The sequence below is a fragment of the Paucisalibacillus algeriensis genome, assembly GCF_000577245.1.
Lineage (GTDB): Bacteria > Bacillota > Bacilli > Bacillales > Amphibacillaceae > Ornithinibacillus.
This window is the reverse complement of record NZ_CBYO010000005.1, coordinates 306,968-327,721: the sequence shown is the minus strand read 5'-3', so window position 1 is coordinate 327,721 and position 20,754 is coordinate 306,968. Positions and strand designations below refer to the sequence as shown.

The 20,754-nt window shown below is 36.1% G+C and carries 21 protein-coding genes, 1 riboswitch and 1 other annotated feature; of the genes, 7 read left to right on the top strand and 14 right to left on the bottom strand.

Annotated features, from left to right (window positions below):
- Positions 1-557 precede the first annotated feature (557 nt).
- Positions 558-1,319: a YybI family spore inner coat protein gene (locus tag TY11_RS03985; protein WP_052345712.1), complete on the top strand. Its 762-nt coding sequence runs from the start codon at positions 558-560 to the stop codon at positions 1,317-1,319.
- A gap of 45 nt (positions 1,320-1,364) precedes the next feature.
- Here the strand turns inward: TY11_RS03985 and leuS are convergent, their stop codons facing one another.
- Positions 1,365-3,776 (bottom strand): leucine--tRNA ligase, encoded by a 2,412-nt coding sequence (gene leuS / locus TY11_RS03980; RefSeq protein WP_042143062.1) that lies wholly within the window; start codon positions 3,774-3,776, stop codon positions 1,365-1,367.
- A gap of 53 nt (positions 3,777-3,829) precedes the next feature.
- Positions 3,830-4,043: a binding site (T-box leader), on the bottom strand.
- Between the two features lie 165 nt (positions 4,044-4,208).
- Between leuS and mnmM the strand changes: the two genes are divergently transcribed.
- Both mnmM and TY11_RS03970 read left to right on the top strand, forming a co-directional pair.
- Positions 4,209-4,772, top strand: a complete 564-nt coding sequence (mnmM, locus tag TY11_RS03975) for a tRNA 5-(aminomethyl)-2-thiouridylate-methyltransferase MnmM (protein WP_042143060.1) — start codon at positions 4,209-4,211, stop codon at positions 4,770-4,772.
- Positions 4,773-4,787: 15 nt separating this feature from the next.
- On the top strand, positions 4,788-5,315 hold the full coding sequence (locus TY11_RS03970) for a gamma carbonic anhydrase (RefSeq protein ID WP_042143058.1): 528 nt from the start codon (positions 4,788-4,790) through the stop codon (positions 5,313-5,315).
- A gap of 70 nt (positions 5,316-5,385) precedes the next feature.
- Here the strand turns inward: TY11_RS03970 and metK are convergent, their stop codons facing one another.
- The gene (metK, locus tag TY11_RS03965; protein ID WP_042143056.1) at positions 5,386-6,582 is read right to left on the bottom strand and encodes a methionine adenosyltransferase; all 1,197 of its coding nucleotides are present in this window, start codon (positions 6,580-6,582) and stop codon (positions 5,386-5,388) included.
- 119 nt (positions 6,583-6,701) lie between these two features.
- Positions 6,702-6,811, bottom strand: a riboswitch (SAM riboswitch).
- A gap of 214 nt (positions 6,812-7,025) precedes the next feature.
- Here metK and pckA point away from each other — a divergent pair.
- The 4 genes from pckA to TY11_RS03945 all read left to right on the top strand — a co-directional run bounded on the left by pckA (position 7,026) and on the right by TY11_RS03945 (position 11,594).
- Positions 7,026-8,612 carry a phosphoenolpyruvate carboxykinase (ATP) gene (gene pckA, locus TY11_RS03960; RefSeq protein ID WP_042143054.1) on the top strand — a complete coding sequence of 529 codons (1,587 nt, stop codon included), beginning with the start codon at positions 7,026-7,028 and terminating at the stop codon, positions 8,610-8,612.
- A gap of 365 nt (positions 8,613-8,977) precedes the next feature.
- Positions 8,978-9,973: an ABC transporter substrate-binding protein gene (locus tag TY11_RS03955; protein WP_042143051.1), complete on the top strand. Its 996-nt coding sequence runs from the start codon at positions 8,978-8,980 to the stop codon at positions 9,971-9,973.
- 11 nt (positions 9,974-9,984) lie between these two features.
- On the top strand, positions 9,985-10,761 hold the full coding sequence (locus tag TY11_RS03950) for an ABC transporter ATP-binding protein (protein ID WP_042143049.1): 777 nt from the start codon (positions 9,985-9,987) through the stop codon (positions 10,759-10,761).
- A gap of 26 nt (positions 10,762-10,787) precedes the next feature.
- Positions 10,788-11,594 carry an ABC transporter permease gene (locus tag TY11_RS03945; RefSeq protein WP_042143047.1) on the top strand — a complete coding sequence of 269 codons (807 nt, stop codon included), beginning with the start codon at positions 10,788-10,790 and terminating at the stop codon, positions 11,592-11,594.
- Positions 11,595-11,696: 102 nt separating this feature from the next.
- On the opposite strand, the gene TY11_RS03940 is transcribed toward TY11_RS03945, so the two are convergent.
- From TY11_RS03940 to menB, 12 genes are all read right to left on the bottom strand, one after another.
- Positions 11,697-12,437, bottom strand: a complete 741-nt coding sequence (locus TY11_RS03940; protein ID WP_042143045.1) for a phosphotransferase family protein — start codon at positions 12,435-12,437, stop codon at positions 11,697-11,699.
- A gap of 31 nt (positions 12,438-12,468) precedes the next feature.
- The gene (dnaN, locus tag TY11_RS03935; RefSeq protein ID WP_042143043.1) at positions 12,469-13,584 is read right to left on the bottom strand and encodes a DNA polymerase III subunit beta; all 1,116 of its coding nucleotides are present in this window, start codon (positions 13,582-13,584) and stop codon (positions 12,469-12,471) included.
- 17 nt (positions 13,585-13,601) lie between these two features.
- A complete protein-coding gene (locus TY11_RS03930; RefSeq protein WP_231495766.1) occupies positions 13,602-14,516 on the bottom strand; it encodes an alpha/beta hydrolase in 915 nt (304 codons plus the stop codon).
- An 11-nt stretch (positions 14,517-14,527) separates the two neighbouring features.
- A complete protein-coding gene (locus TY11_RS03925; RefSeq protein WP_231495765.1) occupies positions 14,528-15,004 on the bottom strand; it encodes a hypothetical protein in 477 nt (158 codons plus the stop codon).
- Positions 15,005-15,018: 14 nt separating this feature from the next.
- On the bottom strand, positions 15,019-15,282 hold the full coding sequence (locus TY11_RS19765; RefSeq protein WP_052345711.1) for a hypothetical protein: 264 nt from the start codon (positions 15,280-15,282) through the stop codon (positions 15,019-15,021).
- Positions 15,283-15,326: 44 nt separating this feature from the next.
- Positions 15,327-15,572, bottom strand: a complete 246-nt coding sequence (locus tag TY11_RS19760) for a hypothetical protein (RefSeq protein ID WP_052345710.1) — start codon at positions 15,570-15,572, stop codon at positions 15,327-15,329.
- 132 nt (positions 15,573-15,704) lie between these two features.
- Positions 15,705-16,457, bottom strand: coding sequence for a CPBP family intramembrane glutamic endopeptidase (locus TY11_RS03915; protein ID WP_042143040.1), 753 nt, complete (start codon positions 16,455-16,457; stop codon positions 15,705-15,707).
- Positions 16,458-16,578: 121 nt separating this feature from the next.
- Positions 16,579-17,049 carry an RNA deprotection pyrophosphohydrolase gene (gene ytkD / locus TY11_RS03910; RefSeq protein WP_042143038.1) on the bottom strand — a complete coding sequence of 157 codons (471 nt, stop codon included), beginning with the start codon at positions 17,047-17,049 and terminating at the stop codon, positions 16,579-16,581.
- A gap of 17 nt (positions 17,050-17,066) precedes the next feature.
- Positions 17,067-17,573, bottom strand: a complete 507-nt coding sequence (locus TY11_RS03905) for a hypothetical protein (protein WP_052345709.1) — start codon at positions 17,571-17,573, stop codon at positions 17,067-17,069.
- 101 nt (positions 17,574-17,674) lie between these two features.
- Positions 17,675-17,995: a hypothetical protein gene (locus TY11_RS03900; protein ID WP_042143036.1), complete on the bottom strand. Its 321-nt coding sequence runs from the start codon at positions 17,993-17,995 to the stop codon at positions 17,675-17,677.
- 60 nt (positions 17,996-18,055) lie between these two features.
- Positions 18,056-19,510, bottom strand: coding sequence for an o-succinylbenzoate--CoA ligase (locus TY11_RS03895; RefSeq protein ID WP_042143033.1), 1,455 nt, complete (start codon positions 19,508-19,510; stop codon positions 18,056-18,058).
- Positions 19,511-19,840: 330 nt separating this feature from the next.
- On the bottom strand, positions 19,841-20,659 hold the full coding sequence (gene menB, locus TY11_RS03890; protein ID WP_042143031.1) for a 1,4-dihydroxy-2-naphthoyl-CoA synthase: 819 nt from the start codon (positions 20,657-20,659) through the stop codon (positions 19,841-19,843).
- Between the last annotated feature and the right edge of the window lie 95 nt (positions 20,660-20,754).

Below are 20,754 nucleotides of genomic sequence, written 5' to 3'. Positions count from 1 at the left end.
TCAAACTCTCCAAAAAAGTTTGTTTATTATAATTGAACGAGTCAATTAAGTTCTTAGCTACTAAAAGCACGCTAGCTTTTAGAATTTCTTTTAAATAGAAAAAACAGGGTTGTTTTTTCTTACATACTGGTTGTTTTGTTCAGTTTTCAAGGAGCAAATTCTTTGCCGTTGCTTTAAGAGGCAACTTTTAAATCATATCACTTTACTGAAATTATGTCAACAAGTTTTTTGATAAAGAACTTGTATCGCTCATTCATCTAAAGATTAGCGACATAAACTAATATAACACGTCATGCGGATTATGTCAACTAGATTAAAAACTTATTTGTTGTAAAATATCGATTCATTTCACCGATATTTAACAACAATAGAATACATATTACACCTCTTTGGAATACTAGTCAATAGAATAAATTGAATTCCAACTACAAATTTTCCCATATTAAATCAATATCACCGTTTTATTATATTCACCTTTTCTACAAGTGTTCCCCTGAATAGCATCCATTCAACTTACAAACGATAACGATACTACTATAAGAAAACGAGGAGATTTAATGAAAAAGATAGCTTCCACTACTCTACTAATATTATTATTTATATGCCTGGATATTTATTCCATTCACGGTTTAGAAGAAAATAATAATAGTGAATTACAGGTTATTAAAACTTCCGAAGAAGATGTAACTGGAAATGGTTTAAAAGAAATTATTGAATTAAAAGGTGTTCTATTTTCTCCAGATTCTAATTATTACCGCGACATAGTAGCGGTTATCACTTCATCCGAAAATAAAGTATGGGAAATTCCTTATATGGGAGGTTATGATCCTTCTTTATCATTTATTGATTTGAACCATGATAAAGTAAATGATATTTTCTTTCAAAGTGCAACCGGTGGTAGTGGCGGTTTATATCAGTATCATCTTCATACACTTGTTAAAAACAAGCTTTCAGAAATACCGTTACCTGAACAACCTTTTGTGAAAGGAAAATTCTTAGATAACTTTAAAGTAGAAGTAACTATTTCACCAAACATGGAACCAAATATTGTTGACGCACAAACTAGAAAAGATGATTATATTCGTCTGGGTCTTTATAGTAAAGATGGAAAGTTATTAAAAGAAACCTCTGCAATGATCGATCCAATAGCTTTCTTTGAACCAATATTTATAAGTAAAAGTAAAGGATATGGATTAAAAAGTTACCAACAAGTCAGTGGTGCTTATCACGCAGATCAATTAGGTACAGTTGAAATGTTATGGTATTACGATAGAGATAAGTGGATTATCCTTCAAACAAAATGGATGCCTAACTATTAATTATGAAAGGAGGCACTCTCAATTATTGGGAGCGCCTCTTTTTAACTAGTTTGCAACTATATTTACAAGCTTTCCTGGTACAACAACTACTTTACGAATAGTTTTTCCTTCAATCCAATCATGAATAGATTCATCATCTAATGCTTTCTTTTCAAGATCCTCTTTTGAAATATCTTTTGCTACTTTCAGCTTAGAACGGACTTTCCCCATTACTTGAACCACGATTTCCACTTCATCTTCAATTAATTTAGATTCATCATATGTCGGCCATGCAGCATAGCTGATTGTATCATGATGACCTAGTCGGCTCCATAGTTCCTCTGCAACATGAGGTGCAACTGGCGAAAGTAGTTTAACAAAACCTTCTACAAATTCTTTCGATATTGTTTCTGCCTTGTACCCTTCATTGATGAACACCATCATTTGGGAAATACCCGTATTGAAATGTAGATGCTCAAAATCCTCTGATACTTTTTTAACAGTCTCATGGTAAACCTTTTCAAGCTCAGTTCCTGTTCCATCAACAATTTTGCTAGATAGGCTCCCATCTTCATTAATAAATAGTCGCCATATACGGTCTAGGAAACGACGTGCACCATCTAAGCCATTAGTTGACCATGCTACAGACGCATCTAGTGGCCCCATGAACATTTCATAAAGACGGAGTGTATCAGCACCATGAGAGTCAATGATATCGTCTGGATTAACTACATTTCCTTTTGACTTACTCATTTTTTCATTGCCTTCACCAAGAATCATCCCTTGGTTGAAAAGCTTTGTAAAAGGTTCTTTTGTTGGTACTACTCCAATATCGTACAAGAATTTATGCCAGAATCTTGCGTAGAGCAAGTGTAGTACGGCATGTTCTGCACCACCAATATAAATATCAATTGGCAGCCATTTTTTTAGTAGTTCTGGATCGGCTAGCTTTTCATTATTATGTGGATCAATGTAGCGTAGGAAATACCAGCAGCTACCAGCCCATTGTGGCATTGTGTTTGTTTCACGACGCCCTTTCATACCAGTTTTTGGATCTATTACATTCACCCAATCACTATTAGCAAGTGGCGATTCACCAGTTCCCGATGGTTTAATCTCCGTCATAACTGGCAATTCAAGTGGCAAGTCTTCTTCAGGCACCGTAGTCATGGTTCCATCTTCCCAATGGATGACTGGAATTGGTTCACCCCAATAACGTTGTCTTGAGAACAACCAGTCACGCAAACGATACGTTACCTTTTTCGTCCCAACACCTTTTTCCTCCAGCCATGTAATCATATTTGTAATTGCTTGTTCTTTGTCCAACCCATTTAGAAAGTCAGAGTTTACATGTTCTCCGTCTCCTGTATAAGCTTCTTTTGTGACATCGCCCCCAGCAACTACTTCAACAATTGGCAAATCAAATTTTGTTGCAAATTCAAAGTCACGTTCATCATGCGCTGGCACTGCCATGATTGCGCCAGTACCATAGGTCATTAGAACGTAATCAGCAATCCAAATAGGCATTTTTTCTTGATTTACTGGATTAATTGCATATGCTCCACTAAATACACCAGTTTTGTCTTTTGCAAGGTCCGTTCTTTCAAGGTCAGATTTAGTTTGCACTGCCCCCATATACTTCTGCACAGCATCTATTTGTTCGGAGGTAGTAATCTTTTCTACCAAAGGATGCTCTGGTGCTAGAACAGCATAAGTAGCACCAAACAAAGTATCAGGACGAGTAGTAAATACAGTGAACGATTCATCAAATCCGTCGATAGGAAATGTTACTTCTGCACCCTCAGAACGACCAATCCAATTACGTTGCATATCTTTAATGCTTTCTGGCCAATCCAGTTCTTCTAAATCTTCTAGAAGTCTGTCTGCATAAGCAGTTATTTTCAACATCCATTGTTTCATTGGCTTACGAACAACTGGGTGTCCACCGCGTTCACTTTTTCCATCAATTACTTCTTCATTTGCAAGAACAGTTCCAAGTGCTGGACACCAGTTAACTGCCACTTCATCAATATATGCTAAGCCTTTTTCATAAAGTTTTGTAAAAATCCACTGTGTCCATTTATAGTAATTGGGGTCAGTTGTATTAAGTTCGCGATCCCAATCATAGGAAAATCCAAGCTCTTGAATTTGTCTTTTAAATGTGTTGATATTTTTTTGCGTGAACTCAGCAGGACTATTTCCTGTGTCCAAAGCGTATTGCTCGGCAGGAAGTCCAAATGCATCCCACCCCATCGGGTGAAGCACTTCATATCCTTGCATACGCTTCATGCGTGACAGGATATCAGTTGCGGTGTAGCCTTCCGGATGTCCAACGTGAAGCCCTGCCCCTGATGGATATGGAAACATGTCTAGAGCATAGAATTTTTTCTTATCAGATGATGCATCGGTCATGAACGTTTTATTTTCAAACCAAAAATTTTGCCATTTCTTCTCAATTTCATGATGGTTAAAACTCATTTATATTTCCTCCTTATTATTGTATATACAAATAAAAAAGCCTCTCATCCCAAAGAAGGGACGAGAAGCTATTATTCCCGCGGTACCACCCAAATTAACGTTAATTACGTTCACTTGTATCCGTAACGTGGATTTACGGCATGAGCTACTTTTGTTCACTCGTGCAGCCTTAAAGGCGAGTTCGTAACTTGTCAGGGGCAATTCACACCAACCATTGCCTCTCTTTACCCGAGCAATCTTACTACTACTCCTTCGCATCGCATTTCAATATTTAAATTGAATTTTAATGAATACTACTAGCTTTGTCAAGATATTCCTTTTTTAATCTATTATTATATGAAATCTTTTAAAAAAGGTGCATGCCATTTGATTTCCGAAATATTATCATAAATGCTATTCTAAATAGAGATTGATTTTTTAAGGAGAACACCAATGAAAACTATTATAAATTATTCTCATCATTTATTAGAAGAAATTATACAGCCTGGTGAAACAGTGATTGATGCAACTTGTGGAAATGGTAATGACACATTATTCTTAAGTAAACTCGTCGGAGAATTTGGTGAAGTAATCGCCTTAGACATTCAAGAACAGGCAATTGATAACACAGATCAATTACTGATGGATCATAACTGCACCAATGTTTCACTTGTGTTAGATAGCCATGCTAACATTGAAAATTACTTAATTAAAGAATTAGAAGGGAATATTGGCGGTGCCATATTTAACCTTGGGTATTTACCAAAAAGTGATAAAACCATCGTCACGGAGGGCGAATCAACTGTTAAAGCGATTAACACCATATTACAATATTTAAAAAAGGGTGGCCGAATTATCTTAGTGATTTATTACGGCCATGAAGGTGGAGAAGAAGAGAAACATATCATTCTTAAACACGTTATGTCTTTAGACCAGAAAAATTATAGTGTCTTACGATATGGGTTCATCAATCAAAAGAATAATCCACCCTTTATAATCGCTATACAGAAAAAGTAAAAAGGAGGAAATTAAGTGATCCATCCATATAAAAACATTTCACCCACCATCCATCCCTCTGTCTTTGTAGCAAAGGATGCAGTAATTGTTGGTGATGTCGAAATTGGCGAAGAATCAAGCATTTGGTTTAAAACAGTTATACGTGGTGATGTTGCACCGACTCGAATCGGGAAACGAGTCAGTATTCAAGATTTATCCATGCTACACCAAAGTCCTAATAATACGTTGGTAGTTGAAGATGACGTAACAGTTGGTCATCAAGTAACATTACACTCATCGATTATTAGAAAAAATGCTTTAATTGGAATGGGATCTATCATACTAGATGGTGCTGAAATTGGAGAAAGTGCTTTTATAGCTGCAGGGAGTTTAGTACCTCCAGGTAAAAAAATCCCACCACATACATTAGCTATGGGTAGCCCAGCAAAAGTAGTGCGTGAATTAACGGAAGAAGATTATAAAGAGATGGAACGGGTTCGCAAATCCTATGTAGAAAAAGGTCAGTATTATAAGGAAAATACGGATATGGGTTTGGAACTTTAGATTTCATTTTTTCAGCACATAAAACAAACCGCTTGGTGCTAATGAACTGCACCAAGCGGTTATTCTTTTGTTATTTTGTTAATTCCACTAATTTGGCAACCTTATCGGTCTTTTCCCAAGGGAATTCAATATCTGTCCTACCAAAATGGCCATAGGCAGCAGAGTCTTTATAAATTGGCCTTTGTAAGTCAAGCATGCGAATGATTCCAGCAGGTCGTAAATCAAATATGTTCCGAACGGCTGTTACTAACGCTTCTTCTGTAACCTTACCAGTACCAAATGTATTAATCGCAATGGAAACTGGTTCAGCAACTCCAATTGCATAAGCTAATTGGACTTCACAAGAATCTGCTAATTTAGCAGCTACAATGTTTTTGGCAACATAGCGAGCAGCATATGCAGCAGATCGGTCAACCTTAGTCGGATCCTTACCACTAAATGCTCCTCCACCATGACGAGCATATCCACCATACGTGTCTACAATAATTTTTCTTCCTGTTAATCCAGCATCCCCTTGTGGACCTCCAATAACAAAGCGTCCAGTAGGATTAATGAAATACTTCGTTACTTCATCTAATAACTCCGCAGGAACAACTGGCTTGATAACATACTCCATTAAATCTTTCTCAATTTGTTCTAATGTTGCATGTTGAGAATGTTGTGTTGAAATTACAATGGTATCAACACGTACCGGACGATCTTCTTCATCATATTCAACCGTCACTTGCGTTTTACCATCTGGTCGTAAGTATGCAAGTGTACCATCTTTTCTCATATCACTTAATCGTTTCGATAGTTTATGTGCTAATGAAATTGGCAACGGCATTAACTCTTCCGTTTCATTACAAGCAAAACCAAACATTAAACCTTGGTCACCAGCCCCAATCGCTGCTATTTCCCCTTCTGTCATTTTACCTTGACGTGCTTCAAGTGCTTGGTTTACACCGCTAGCAATATCTGCCGATTGCTCATCAATTGCTGTTAGGACAGCACATGTATCAGCATCAAAGCCATACTTTGCGCGTGTATAACCAATATCCTTAATAGTTTTACGAACAACAGCTGGAATGTCGACATATGTTGAAGTTGTAATCTCACCGGCAACTAAGACTAAACCAGTTGTAACAGTTGTTTCACAAGCTACCCGAGCGACCGGGTCTTTCTTTAATATTTCATCTAAAATGGCATCTGAAATCTGATCACAAATTTTATCAGGATGACCTTCTGTTACAGATTCAGAAGTGAATAAACGACGATTATTAGCCATTTGGCTAAATCCTCCCTCTAATTTCTTGGTACGGACTCTTATTTATATCAGTATTATTCCCAATTAACGTAAAAAAGCCTTTCCTTCAAGACATGAGGAAAGGATTAACTAGCCTTTCGCTCTTATTGTTCAAGGAAATTTTCCTTGCATCAGGTTAGCACCTTTTCACCGCTGCGTGATGGTTGCTGGGCTTCATCGGGTCTGTCCCTCCGCCGACTCTGAATAAGAGAGTATCCGCTCATTGTTAAGGTTAACTGAATCTATTGTCCCATGTCAACTGGTTATTTCGTTGTCACGCAATTTTAATAAAATAATACAATAAAAAATAATAAATAGTATGGATTATTTGTTCTAATGTGTTATACTATTAATTAATTTCAGGATAATAATGTATCGAAGGAATCTTTCTTCAGTTAATCTAATATAAAAGGAAGGTAATTTTAATGAATACGGTAATGAAATCTTCACTATTGGAAGAACTTCTATCACAAAAAAATGTAAAGAAAAATCTATCTGTCGCAACTTTAGTAGAAAAAGTACTTTCACGTAAAGAAGGTGTATTATCAAATACTGGTGCGGTACTTGCTACAACAGGTAAATATACTGGACGTTCTCCAGAGGATAAGTTCATTGTAAAGGATTCCATATCTGAAAGTAAAGTAGATTGGGGCAATGTAAACCAACCTATTGAGGAAGAAGTTTTTGAAAAGCTTTATACCAAAGTTATCTCACATTTAAAGGATAATGATGAAGTATATGTATTTAATGGTTTTGCAGGTGCAGATCAGAATTATCAATTACCAATTCAGGTAATTAATGAATTTGCGTGGCATAATCTGTTTGCGAAGCAATTATTCATCAGACCTACTGAGGATCAATTAGCAACTCATGAACCTTCCTTTACAGTAATTTCTGCACCAACTTTTAAAGCAGATCCAACTGTTGATGGAACAAATTCTGAAGCGTTTATTCTTGTTTCATTTAAACATAGAGTAATATTAATTGGCGGAACAGAATATGCTGGGGAAATTAAAAAGTCAATTTTTTCCATTATGAACTATTTATTACCTGAGCAAAATATTCTGTCTATGCACTGTTCAGCAAATCTAGGTAAAGAAGGAGATGTTGCATTATTCTTCGGTTTATCCGGTACTGGTAAAACTACTTTGTCAGCTGACCCTTACCGTAAATTAATCGGGGATGATGAGCATGCCTGGAGTTCAAGCGGTGTCTTCAATATAGAAGGTGGCTGCTATGCAAAATGCATCAATCTTTCAGAGGAAAAAGAACCACAAATATTCAATGCCATTAAATTTGGTTCTGTTTTAGAAAATGTTGTATTAGATGAGGATTCACGTAAACCGGACTATGATAACACTACTTTAACGGAAAACACGCGAGCTGCGTATCCATTAGAACATATTGATAATATTGTAAACCCTAGCATCACTGGTCATCCAAGTACCATAATTTTTCTAACAGCAGATGCTTCCGGTACATTACCACCTATTAGTAAATTAACAAAAGAACAAGCCATGTATCACTTTTTAAGTGGTTACACTAGTAAACTTGCAGGTACCGAAAGAGGTGTCACAGAACCACAAGCTACATTCTCTGCTTGTTTTGGTGCACCGTTCCTTCCACTAGCACCAGCTAAATATGCAAGTATGCTTGGTGAAAAAATTGATCAATATAACACCAATGTATTCTTAATCAATACTGGTTGGACTGGTGGCTCTTATGGAGTTGGTAGCCGTATTAGATTGTCTTATACAAGGGCAATGGTACATGCAGCACTAGAAGGTGAGCTGAATAACGTCGAAACCATTAAAGATGAAATCTTTGGCTTAGAAATCCCTACTCATGTTGCAGGTGTACCTGATGAAGTATTAGTACCAAAAAACACATGGGAAGATCAAGAAGCATATGTAACTGCAGCAAAAAATCTTGCACAACAGTTTCATGAAAACTTCACGAAATTCTCTCATGTAAGTCCTGAAATAGCTGAAGCAGGTCCAATTCATAAGTAATAACTGTATTCTTGTCCTCATCCCAAGAGGGTTTATATATTTACTATTATTTTATGCCGATCTAATTTTTTAGGTCGGTTTTTTCTTTTGTATTAGCCATCTGAAATCAAAAATGTGACCTAAACCGAGAATTTTGCTCCCGGGGACTCTGTTTATGGGACCTACATTAGGAACCTTACGTCCAATTCCCTTAAAGCTACTCCCCCCACTCCTGGCATGTGATCATAATCTAATATATTCTCCCTTAAACCAAACACTTTCAACAATTCGCTATTTAATTCATTCATATAGGCATTCACACATTTTTTTCACTGAGCATAAACTGTCTTGACGAAAAATTCTCGATGTTGAAAGGGTCGGTTAGAATGAAAAAAATAAAATTAATCGCAGTGTTCTCCGTGCTTGCGCTTTTACTTCTTTCCGCATGTAGTTCCGATAGCGAAACTACTACAATAAAAATCGGAGAGGTTACTCGCTCTCTATTCTATGCACCACAATATGTAGCAATTGAAAAGGGATTCTTTGAAGAAGAAGGATTAAATGTAGAGTTACAAACAACTTGGGGTGGTGACAAAACAATGACCGCCTTATTATCAGACGGTATTGATGTTGCCCTTGTTGGGTCTGAGACATCTATTTACGTTTATGCCCAGGATTCAAAGGACTACGCTGTCAACTTTGCACAATTAACGCAAACGGATGGAACTTTCCTAGTTGCAAAAGAAGAGAAACCAGATTTTAAGTGGGAAGACTTAAAAGACTCCAATTTCCTTGGGCAACGTAAAGGTGGTATGCCACAGATGGTTGGAGAATTTGTTCTAAAGAATCACGGAATTGATCCACATAACGATTTATCACTACATCAAAATATTGATTTTGCAAATATTCCGGGTGCATTTTTGTCAGGTGACTATGAGTATGTACAGTTATTCGAACCGACTGCAAGTGTCTTTGAAAAAGAAGGAAATGGATATGTGGTAGCTTCATTTGGAGAAGAATCTGGTCACGTACCATACACCGTCTTTATGGCAAAACAAAGCTATATTGACGATAACCAAGAAAATATTGAGAAATTTACAAGAGCTATCTATAAAGCACAGCACTGGGTACAAGAAACAGATTCTGCAGAAATAGCAGAGACAATCCAACAATACTTTGAGGATGTTGATTTAGATATTCTAACTTCATCTATTGAACGTTATAAAAGCCAAGGATCCTTTGCAACTGACCCAATTTTAGATGAAGAGGAATGGAATAACTTAAAAGATATTATGAATGAAGCTGGGGAATTACCTGAAGGCGAGATACCTTACGAAGAGCTAGTAAATACAGAAATAGCAGAGGACGTCACCAATAACTAAGGAGGGAAAACATGTCCTTTCTAACCTTAGAAAATGTAACACATCATTACTTTAACAAAAATAACTATACGAAAGCATTAGATGATATCTCCTTCTCTGTTAAAGAGGGGGAATTCGTCTCATTACTTGGACCAAGCGGCTGTGGTAAATCAACGATTCTATCCATTGTTTCAGGTATTATGAATCAGACCTCAGGGAGAGTACTATTAGATGACAAGTCAATTACAGAATCTGAATTAGCAATTGGCTATATGCTACAACAAGACTATCTATTTCCATGGAAAACTATTTTAGATAATGTATTATTAGGTCCAACTATTCAAGATAATGTAAATGAGGAATTAAAAGAAAAAGCAAAAGAGTTATTGAGAGAAGTGGGATTGCAAAATGTAGAGAATCAATACCCCTCCTCTCTTTCAGGTGGGATGCGGCAGCGTGTTGCCTTAGTAAGAACCTTAATCACCGATCCTAAGATTCTATTATTAGATGAACCATTCTCAGCACTAGATTACCAAACAAAATTAAAATTAGAAGACCTTGTGTTTAAGCTTCTACATGCTTACCAAAAGACAGCGATTTTAGTTACCCACGATATTGGTGAAGCAATTGCTATGAGTGATCGAATAATTGTCATGAGTGCCAATCCAGGTAAGATTTCCAAAACGTTTGAAGTTCCCCTTGAACTCAGAAATGAAATGCCGTTTTTAGTTCGTAGGCATCCTAAATATCAATCTATATTTGACAAAGTTTGGGAGGAGTTAAACAAAAGTGAAACACGAACCGTTTAATTCTTCCCTAGAAAGGGGATGTAGCAATGACAGTTAAAGGAGACCACATACTTTTTGAAAAGCATATACAGGGCTTGAAACGTGAAAAAAGAATTGTATTCATTTGGCAAGCATGTATTCTAGTTGGATTCTTTGGTTTATGGGAACTAGCAAGTAGAATGAACTGGATTGATCCATTACTGTTTAGTTCCCCAACTAAAGTCTACAATTTATTAATTGAAAAGTTAACGGATGGATCAATGATTTCTCATACGCTTATAACATTATTTGAAACATTAGCAGGATTTATTATTGGTACACTACTTGGAATAGTAATTGCATCCTTACTCTGGTCATCTCCAAGATTTTCAAATATATCAGACCCTTACCTTGTTATTTTGAATGCAATGCCTAAAGTTGCTTTGGGGCCAATTATCATTGTAGCTTTAGGTCCTGGGTATGTCGCTATCATTGCCATGGGAGCAATAATATCCGTCATTATTACGACAATAGTTGTCTATACCGGATTTCGTGAGGTTGATCCAAACTATGAAAAAGTGTTAAAAAGCTTCGGTGCTACTAGATGGCAGTGTTTTAAAGCAGCTATATTTCCAGCAAATCTACCAGTTATGATTTCGACTTTGAAGGTAAATGTGGGGTTGTCTTGGGTAGGTGTCATCGTTGGAGAATTCCTAGTTTCGTCAGAAGGATTAGGATACTTGATTGTCTACGGATTCCAAGTGTTTGATTTCACACTAGTAATGGCTGCCTTAATTCTGATCGCAATCTTTGCTGCGATTATGTATAAGGTCGTTGAGAGAATAGAAGGATGGTTGATTAAGCATACGACTTAGTAAAACTAACTTAAGGAGCACGGCCATATAGCCCTGCTCCTTTTCAAATGAATACAAGAGATTAATTTCCTCTTTAGTTTCTTAATCAAAATTCTTTATCCGCTAATCACCCTGAACAATTCTCAACAGTCTCCCTGCATCTTCCTTCGGAACAATTTCTGATAACCTAGCACCAGCAATAATCGGAGCCCACTCCAGTATTTCTTCTTGTGAAATACCACTTTTATTACAGTAGAGATTCAAATATAATTCTGCTAAATCTTCTTCAAGTTGGGAATATAAAAGATACGTACGACAAACATCCGCACGTATATCTCCTATACTAGCATCAACCCAATCAATTATAAATACATGATCATCTGATAGGATTAAATTAAATAAATGATAATCCCCGTGACAAAGCCTTGCTTCATAACTCATCAGATCTAACTTAGCCAGAAGTTTAGTTTTATCACTCTCACTTAACCTTTGAGCTGCATATATTTGGCGTTTCAATTTTAGTTCCATAGGCTCAATTGAATTAAGTTTTACTTCATGAATGTTTAGCTGAATATCTACTGAAATTGTCATATAATATTCTGCCTTCTGCCTATTCTCCATTAATAAGTCACCTAATGTCTTGCCTTTTACATATTCCATGATAATAGCTGGATTTTCATCGATTTTGGTCACATCAATAATGCTAGGAATAGTAAGTCCACTTTCTCTAGCTGCTTCTTGCTTAGCCGCTTCTTTTATAGCTTCCTCTTGAGAGAAATAGTCATGAAACACTTTAACTATTTGGTTGCCATGGAGATAGATTTTTGCGGTATTCCCAACTGCAATTGGTGTTATTAGATTCATCATCATCACTCCTTTATAGGCGATAATAACATTACGTTCTAACAGGTGACACAAGTTGAAGGTGCGAGTCATTTCCAACAGGAGCTAACAAAATAGGTCTTAAGGAACCATTTAAACAAAGCCTAACCTCGTTTTCCTCTATCGCTTGCAATGCCTCCACCATAAAATTCCCATCAAACGTAATAGATAATTCTTTTTGGTTCGTAATGTCCATAATTGATTGTTTCTCTTCAATTTGGCCAAATTCAGAAGTTCCAGATGAGATCATTATCGTAAACTCGTCCTTAATTTGCAATGTAATATTGTTATTTTTCATGTCACTTGCAAAAACACTGGCTCTTTCGATTCCTTGTAATAACTGCTTTGTACTTAAGCGAATTTCTGTCCTGAAATTTTGAGAGAGCAAGCTAGATACATTTGGGTAGTTCCCGTCGATTAACTTCGAATATAAGGAAGCCGTACTTGTTTTGAATACGATATAGGAGTTGGTTGTGATAATTGCAACTTCTCTGCTCTTGCCCCCGAATAACTTAACAAGCTCGGTTAATGTATAACTAGGTACGATAAAAGAACCATTAACATCAGAATTTATATGTAGTTTTCTCAATGATAATCTTTGTGAATTTGTTGCGATACAAGTAAGTAGATTACCTTGAAATAAAAAATTTACGCCTGTAAGGGCAGGCTTTGTTCCAGTTTTCGAAGCAGCAAATACAGTTTGCCTAATAGTAGATAATAATTCTTCCGAGGAAATATTTATCGTTCCACCACTCTTAACTTCCGGTAATGATGGATACTCTTCAACATGGAAACCATTCAATTTTGTTGTAATCTCTTCCGATTGAATTCTTACCGATTGTTTACCACTTGCTTTAAAATGGATTGGACTTGGTAATTTTTTAATAATTTCACCCAGGTATTTTGCTGAAACTACAACACTTCCAATTTGTTCTATGGAAAGTTCTTCTGATACTGGAATTGTTTTTACGATTGTAATATCAGAATTACTCCCAATAAGAATTAATTGATCCGATTTTGCTTCAATTTTTATGCCTGCTAGAATAGGTAGGTTATTTTTATAAGATATTGCTCTACTCACTTCTGATACCGCTTTTTTAAATTCGTGATTGTTTATTATAAACTCCATCTATTTCTCTCTCCATTTCACGATTCACATAACTCATCTACCATTCTCTTAATTGAATCTATAATGATGTCTGGCCTATCTAAATGTACGGAATGGCTAGCATTTTTGGCTATTAGAAACTCACCATTCGAACTCATGTCAGCTTGTCTTTTTATTAGTTCTTCCCACTTTTCTTCTAATAATCTTACCTCCCACTCAGGTAGACCATCCTGAATCCCAATCTTTATACAATGTTCTTTATCTCTACAAACAGCCATAAGTGGAATTTTTGGGAACTTACTTAAATTTCTAATATACTCCGCGTCCCTCTTCCAGTTACTAATTTCATCATACATTGCTTTATACAGTACAGGGCTTATCTGAAAATCTATCAGACGTTTCTGAATATAGGGAGGGAACTCTAGTTGCTTTTTTGTCAGGATAGGATTAATTATTTTCTTTAATTCATCTGGTTCCTTCAAGGTGTATTCGTAACATTTTTCTAACCAAACTTCATCAGTGTCTTCCCCATTTATTACTGGTAAATTTAGATCATCTAATTCTTGTAAATCAATAGAGGTGGAATCTACTAAAATTAAACCGGCAACTTTATCAGGGTGTTCCTTGGCAAAATGTTGAGCACAAAGCCCACCATATGAATGAGCAACTATGACGGTTGGTTCATTAATATGGAGTTGAAACATAATTTCAGCTAATTCATTCACAGTGGACTTGGTGTTACGAGTTTCTAATCCAATTTCACTTTTACCAAGTCCGGGCCTATGGTACATAATAACTCTGTTTGATTGACTTATTATTTCCGCTATTTCATACCACTCATCAAATGAACACCCCATCCCGGTTAGAATAATTATTGGCGAACCGCTTCCCTTTTGAAGAATTTGTATGGTACTTCCATTGACTTCTAAAAAACTTGAGATACTAAACACCACCTTTATTTCATCTACTCCCTAATTAACTTGTCTATGTAATCATAAGCAAGGGTGCTATCAACTGTATTGTAGAAAAACCAATTATACCTAATCGTTTCATCTGAATTAATGATTAATTCCTTAATCAAATCCCCTTCTTGATCAAAAATCTTTGTGTTGAATCGATATCCCATATAGCCAATTGAAGGTTTCCCTTTTTGAAATGTAGCTTCATTTAAATTATTAATGATATGCTTTATATCAGCTCCATCTGTTATCTCAAAATAATCTCCCGAGTTCCCATCAAAAATAGTTATTTTCGAAATCATTGAATGGTCAATATTGACTACATTATGTGGTATATAAGTACATGCAAATGCGATTATACATAAAATAGGAATCCCAATTAATAAATATCTAAGGTGTTGTTTTCTCTTAATTAACCAAAAGAATAATAAAGTTACGATTATAAAAAAGATTGCATATGCTATGATGAGTTGAAGTTCCACATGACTATCCCCTATCATTTAATTTTCTGTCGCTCATATTTTATTACTAAATCGAAATGGTGTTGTTCATGGATAGCTAATAAGTGAACACTTTGAATTACATTTGGGTAGTAAGCAATTGGATCTGGATAGTGAATTTGACCAGCAACTTTTTCATCGATGTTGGATAATTTGTACTTTATTTTATCAGTCTCACTATGAAGTAATTTCTGAAGCTCTTTGAGGTCATATTTTTGATAGATGTTTTTCGTTGGTGTTAATAAAAAGGGTGCGTTCATTGCTCGTCTTTTAACTTGGCTGTATTCTTCATATATGTTGTATGTTACTTTTTTATATGGTCTATTTTTTGCAAATGTCCATAAGGAAGCATTAACGGAAGATAAAAGGTTGAGAACCTTCTAACCAACCTTACCATAAGGATTAGATGATAGATAGTTTCCATGACTGACCACTTTTCGGGCATTGGTCTCTCTGAAGGATTTATATCTAATTCCACTACTTTTTTATAAAACTGATTTCGATGATTTTCTAATAACTGAAAGTAACTCCTCATTTCCTTACTCTTCAAATTTAAAATCCCCTCTGAAATAAATCTTCTATAATTTTATACTAACATGAATGGCATGTACTTTTACGACTATTTGGTTGACTATTAATCTAGTAGAAAACTATCTATTTTCTAAAAGGTAGACTAGTTAGACTAACCCAATATTAAAATAATTATTGGGAGTACACTAAAAGCTATATTTACAATGAAGTGACATACAATAAGTGGAAACAACCTCTTCTGCTTGTAGTAAATTATCCCACTTCCAATCCCCCACACAAAGAAGCTGGCGGCGTAAACAATAGCTCCTTCTACACTTGCAGCCAACATAACATGTTGAATAGCAAAACCAATTGATGGGATTAAAATGCTTAACCATACTTTCCCATAGTGTTTCAAAAATAGAGGCTGTGCATATCCCCGGTATATTAATTCTTCAGTTGGAGCATTGAGAAACGGGAAAATTAAAGAAATAATCGCTGCACACCATGCCAGCCAAGCAGGCCTTGAATAATATTGATCAACATTACCTGCAAAGACCACTTCAAATTGATTCATAAAATCCATTCCAAACAGGAGGAACATGGTGCCCATGACTGCTAGTACAAAAGGAATATATAATATAAAGAGCCATAAGAAACCAAACAGAATATCACGAAACAAGGAACTTCTTTGATATCCTAGCAATTCCTTTATCGAACGCCCCTCTTTTTTTAAAATCTGGTACAAAAGAAATAAACAAATAATATTAACAAGTGTAAAATAAATAGTTGATAAATCAGGTAAAAAAGGAAATGAAAATTTCAATCCAAGGGATGATAGTACTAAATAGCTAATAACTAAACAAATCATTAACAATGGTATTCGAATAAATGAAATTACCCAAGCATTTTTAATATTTCCCACCCTCTTTATAGAATAGTTTTATCTTTTCTTTTTCAATGTGAGATTTTGCATTGTTATTATTATTTAAATTATAACAATAAAATACTGACCTAGAAAATAAATCCACAAATTAAAAACCACCTCAATTTGAGGTGGTCTTCAGTTTTTCCATACAATATCTAAGAACATCATCTTTCATAATAAAACTATAGTTATTGTTAAATTTAACATTCCTAGGAATTTCTTCTAATAAAACAGGGCCTTCTGTTTCGTAATAAGTTTCTTGCTCTTCTAACTTTTCCACTTCAGCATAATAAACATTTTTCACAACATGCCCTGCTTTACCAGCCACATGATATTGACCTAAATAATGAATAACTCTTATAACTCCGCCAGTCTCTTCCATTACTTCACGTACTGCCGCTTTCTCCGGGCTCTCGCCTAGCTCTACTTTCCCACCTGGAAATTCCAATCCACGATCCTTATGTTTCGTTAATAGCCAATTATCGTCGTACCGGCATATGACCCAGACATGCCTTGGATCATTTGAGAAAGGATGCTTGCTAAAAGAGAGGCGAACTTCATTTTGATAATAATCTCGAAATGTAAACATATATCAGCTACCTAACTTCATCGATGTGTTATTTTTGTGACTTTCCACTCCTGGTTTGCAAATGTCATTTCGATATTTATGCCATACTCTCCAAACAGTTCGGATTGATTATTTTGCTTTACCAAGATCTTATTCTGATTTAATTGTACCACATCATACTCATTCTGTTTATCAAACCATGGTGGTGTTTCAGTTGGAATAATATATAATCCATCATTCTCTTCTTTATAATAATAATCAATATATGGTTTCACTACTTCTTCTGCTGCAATGTTTTCGAAGTCTTTCATTAATGAGGCCTTGTTATTGTATTTCTTCACATTATCGTTACTATCCGTATCTTGAACAAGCATATCCATAAATTTATCCGTTATATCGACTATTTCAACATGTGTAATAGAATGGACATTTTCTTGATTTTGAGTCAAACCTTGCACTGTTTGTTTACTGTTCATAGGTTTTTCTAGTGGTAAAAGATAGCCGATACCTAATCCAATTGCTACTAGTACAATCATTAGTCTCATAGTTTTCCACCTACTTCCCTCTAGTTATACTATTCCCTACAAACTATCATCATTAAACAACAAAAAAGGAATAAGATAATTCATCCTATTCCTCTTCAAGCTTATATATGATTTTCTCCAAGAATTCCTATACTTTTTATATGATTTTTGGCTGTTTCATCCCCTAAATCATAGAGCATTTGATAGACATCTACCATACCTGCATCATAGCTATCATTAGGTTTATCATTATGATAAGGCATTATTGGAACATGTGCCCTCCAAAAACTGCTATACGCAGCGCCATCCATATTATTCAGCTTTGCCCTTAACATAACGACCTCTTCAGGGGTTGCATTAATTGTAAAGCTATCGTTATTTTGGTACTTTATTTGTGAAATCTCACCGCTTCCAATATCAACGTAATATGTCTTTTTTTCCATACACACACCTCCTAACCTTAATTTGGCTAAAAACAGGAAAAGAATGTATAGAGAAAATAGCTATGATTGTAAAAGGTCCAATAATTTATTACGGACCAACTTATTGGAAGCATTTCTCGGTAGACTTTCCACAAAATGAATTTCTTTTGGAAGTTTGTATTTTGCCATTTTCACTTCAGCATATGTCATAATATCTTCTTTAAGGATTTGTTCATTAGTAGGAACAATAAAAGCAACCGGTACTTGTCCCCAATGATCATCTGGTATACCAGTAACTCCTACTTCCTTAACCCCTTCAAAACCGGATAAGACACTTTCAATCTCGGATGGGTAAATATTTTCTCCCCCCGAAATAATTAAATCCTTTCTGCGATCTACAACGAATAGAAAACCTTCCTCATCTGTGTAACCCAAATCGCCTGTAGATAGCCACCCATCATAAAAACTATTTTCATTTGCCTCTTTATTATTATAATATCCGCTTGATACCATTGGCCCTTTTACCAAAATCTCACCAATTTCATTAGGGACCGAGTCTTTAATCTTAATTTGGGCTGGAAATAAGGCTTTACCAGCTGAACCTACCTTCTGTAACGAATCACGAGGACTAAGTGTTGCAATCTGAGATGATGTTTCCGTCATCCCAAAAGATTGAAAAACTGGGATGCTTTTTTCACTAGCCTTTTCTAATAATGGAACTGGTGCTGGACCACCACCAAGTAACATGCAACGAAAATGATTAGGAAACTGGTTATCACCTAAGGTAGCCAGAATACGTTGAACCATAACCGTCACAACAGAAGTAATGGTTACACCCCGATTTATAATGGCATCTAGAACAATTTGTTCATTGAACTTTTCTACTAAGTACACAGGCATCCCATAAATCGCACTTTTTATAAAAATAGATAAGCCCCCAACATGAAAGTAGGGTAGCACAGCAAGCCATTTGTCGGTTTCTTGCAATCCTAGGTTCAGAGCTGAACCAATCGCACTCCACCAGTGATTTCCATAGGTATGGACCACCCCTTTTGGAAATCCTGTGGTTCCAGATGTGTATATGATCGTAAATGGATCACTCAAATTAATCACATCGACAAGCTCTACCTTTTCTTTTATTCTTTTTTCAACTTCCGAGAAACTCACGGCAATATCTACATCTAATTTCTCCGCTTGGTCTAGTAATTCATCTTGAGAGATAACCGCCATGACTTCTGCGTCTTTTAATTGATAATTTAATTCGTCTTCCGTTAACCTTGTATTCAATAACACCGCAACCGCACCGAGATAACTTAATGCATGGATTGCAATTATCATTGTCGCGTTATTATTTGATAATACCCCGACATGGCTTCCTTTTTTAATCTTTAGTCTGGCTAACTTTCTGGCAAATTCCTGACTCTTCTCCTTTAACTCAAGAAAAGTAATCGTGCTGCCGTCTACCATCTCAATTGCAGGTTGATACGGTAAAAGAAAAGCCTGCTTCGTTAACCAATGTGGAATTACCTCTGCCATAAACATCACCTCATTGTTGAAAGAATAGGCAGGAACACAAAATTTTTTTATTACAAGAAAAAACGAACAATGTAGTGCTAGTACTCGCTTCGGAAATTTACTTCGCTTTCACTTCCAGTACAGGGGCGACATCTGCTCGAAAGTACCATCGCAGTGTCTACCTTGCCGCGGGCGGCTGGTAATCCTCCTCGTGCTTACGCACTGCGGGTCTCACCTATGCCTATCCTCCCGCAGGAGTCTTCGTATATTTCCGATGCTAATAATGCGCATTGTTCGTCTTTTTTATTGATAATTTAGTTATGTCCCAGCCACTTCAAAATATCTTACAAATCAAGGAAAACGTGGGAATTGACCGAAGTCTGGTTTTCTTTTTTCCTTGAATGCGTCTCTTCCTTCTTTTGCCTCATCAGTTGTGTAGTAAAGAAGTGTTGCATCTCCACCCATTTGTTGCAAGCCTGCTAAGCCATCGGTAGCAGCATTAAAGGAAGCTTTTAAGAAACGTAGTGCTGTTGGTGATTTTTCTAAGATCTCTTCACACCATTGTAATGTTTCTTCTTCAAGCTTTTCTAAAGGTACAACTTTATTCACCATACCCATCTCATATGCTTCTTCTGCATTGTATTGACGGCATAGGTACCAAATTTCACGTGCTCGTTTTTGACCAACCATTTCTGCAAGTAATCCAGCTCCATAACCTGCGTCAAAGCTACCCACTTTTGGTCCAGTTTGTCCAAATTTTGCGTTATCTGCAGCGATTGTTAAGTCACAAACCACATGTAGTACATGTCCACCACCAATAGCATATCCAGCAACCATTGCAATAACTGGTTTTGGAATCGTTCGGATTAAACGTTGTAAGTCTAATACATTAAGACGTGGAATGTGGTCTGACCCTACATATCCACCGTGTCCTCGAACAGATTGGTCTCCTCCAGAACAAAATGCTAAATCACCGGCACCCGTTAGGATAATAACACCTACAGATGAATCATCACGAGCATCTGCAAACGCGTCAATCATTTCATTTACGGTTAATGGTGTAAAAGCATTACGCTTTTCAGGACGGTTAATTGTCACCTTAGCAACACCGTTGTATTTTTCATAAATTATTTCTTCGTATTCACGAACTTTTTCCCATTGTACAGTCATGGAAATCCTCCTTCATTGCTATGTATTGGAAACATTTTTAGAAAAACTCGCATTCGTACTTCTTCTTACGAATGTGTTAGTTTTTCATTAGCAAG

Excerpts from the sequence above, each read along its gene's own strand:
- TY11_RS03985 (WP_052345712.1), top strand. The coding sequence starts at position 558 with ATGAAAAAGATAGCTTCCACTACTCTACTAATATTATTATTTATATGC.
- leuS (WP_042143062.1), bottom strand. The coding sequence starts at position 3,776 with ATGAGTTTTAACCATCATGAAATTGAGAAGAAATGGCAAAATTTTTGG.
- mnmM (WP_042143060.1), top strand. The coding sequence starts at position 4,209 with ATGAAAACTATTATAAATTATTCTCATCATTTATTAGAAGAAATTATA.
- metK (WP_042143056.1), bottom strand. The coding sequence starts at position 6,582 with ATGGCTAATAATCGTCGTTTATTCACTTCTGAATCTGTAACAGAAGGT.
- pckA (WP_042143054.1), top strand. The coding sequence starts at position 7,026 with ATGAATACGGTAATGAAATCTTCACTATTGGAAGAACTTCTATCACAA.
- TY11_RS03955 (WP_042143051.1), top strand. The coding sequence starts at position 8,978 with ATGAAAAAAATAAAATTAATCGCAGTGTTCTCCGTGCTTGCGCTTTTA.
- TY11_RS03950 (WP_042143049.1), top strand. The coding sequence starts at position 9,985 with ATGTCCTTTCTAACCTTAGAAAATGTAACACATCATTACTTTAACAAA.
- TY11_RS03945 (WP_042143047.1), top strand. The coding sequence starts at position 10,788 with ATGACAGTTAAAGGAGACCACATACTTTTTGAAAAGCATATACAGGGC.
- TY11_RS03940 (WP_042143045.1), bottom strand. The coding sequence starts at position 12,437 with ATGAATCTAATAACACCAATTGCAGTTGGGAATACCGCAAAAATCTAT.
- dnaN (WP_042143043.1), bottom strand. The coding sequence starts at position 13,584 with ATGGAGTTTATAATAAACAATCACGAATTTAAAAAAGCGGTATCAGAA.
- TY11_RS19765 (WP_052345711.1), bottom strand. The coding sequence starts at position 15,282 with ATGAACGCACCCTTTTTATTAACACCAACGAAAAACATCTATCAAAAA.
- ytkD (WP_042143038.1), bottom strand. The coding sequence starts at position 17,049 with ATGTTTACATTTCGAGATTATTATCAAAATGAAGTTCGCCTCTCTTTT.
- TY11_RS03905 (WP_052345709.1), bottom strand. The coding sequence starts at position 17,573 with ATGAGACTAATGATTGTACTAGTAGCAATTGGATTAGGTATCGGCTAT.
- TY11_RS03900 (WP_042143036.1), bottom strand. The coding sequence starts at position 17,995 with ATGGAAAAAAAGACATATTACGTTGATATTGGAAGCGGTGAGATTTCA.
- TY11_RS03895 (WP_042143033.1), bottom strand. The coding sequence starts at position 19,510 with ATGGCAGAGGTAATTCCACATTGGTTAACGAAGCAGGCTTTTCTTTTA.
- menB (WP_042143031.1), bottom strand. The coding sequence starts at position 20,659 with ATGACTGTACAATGGGAAAAAGTTCGTGAATACGAAGAAATAATTTAT.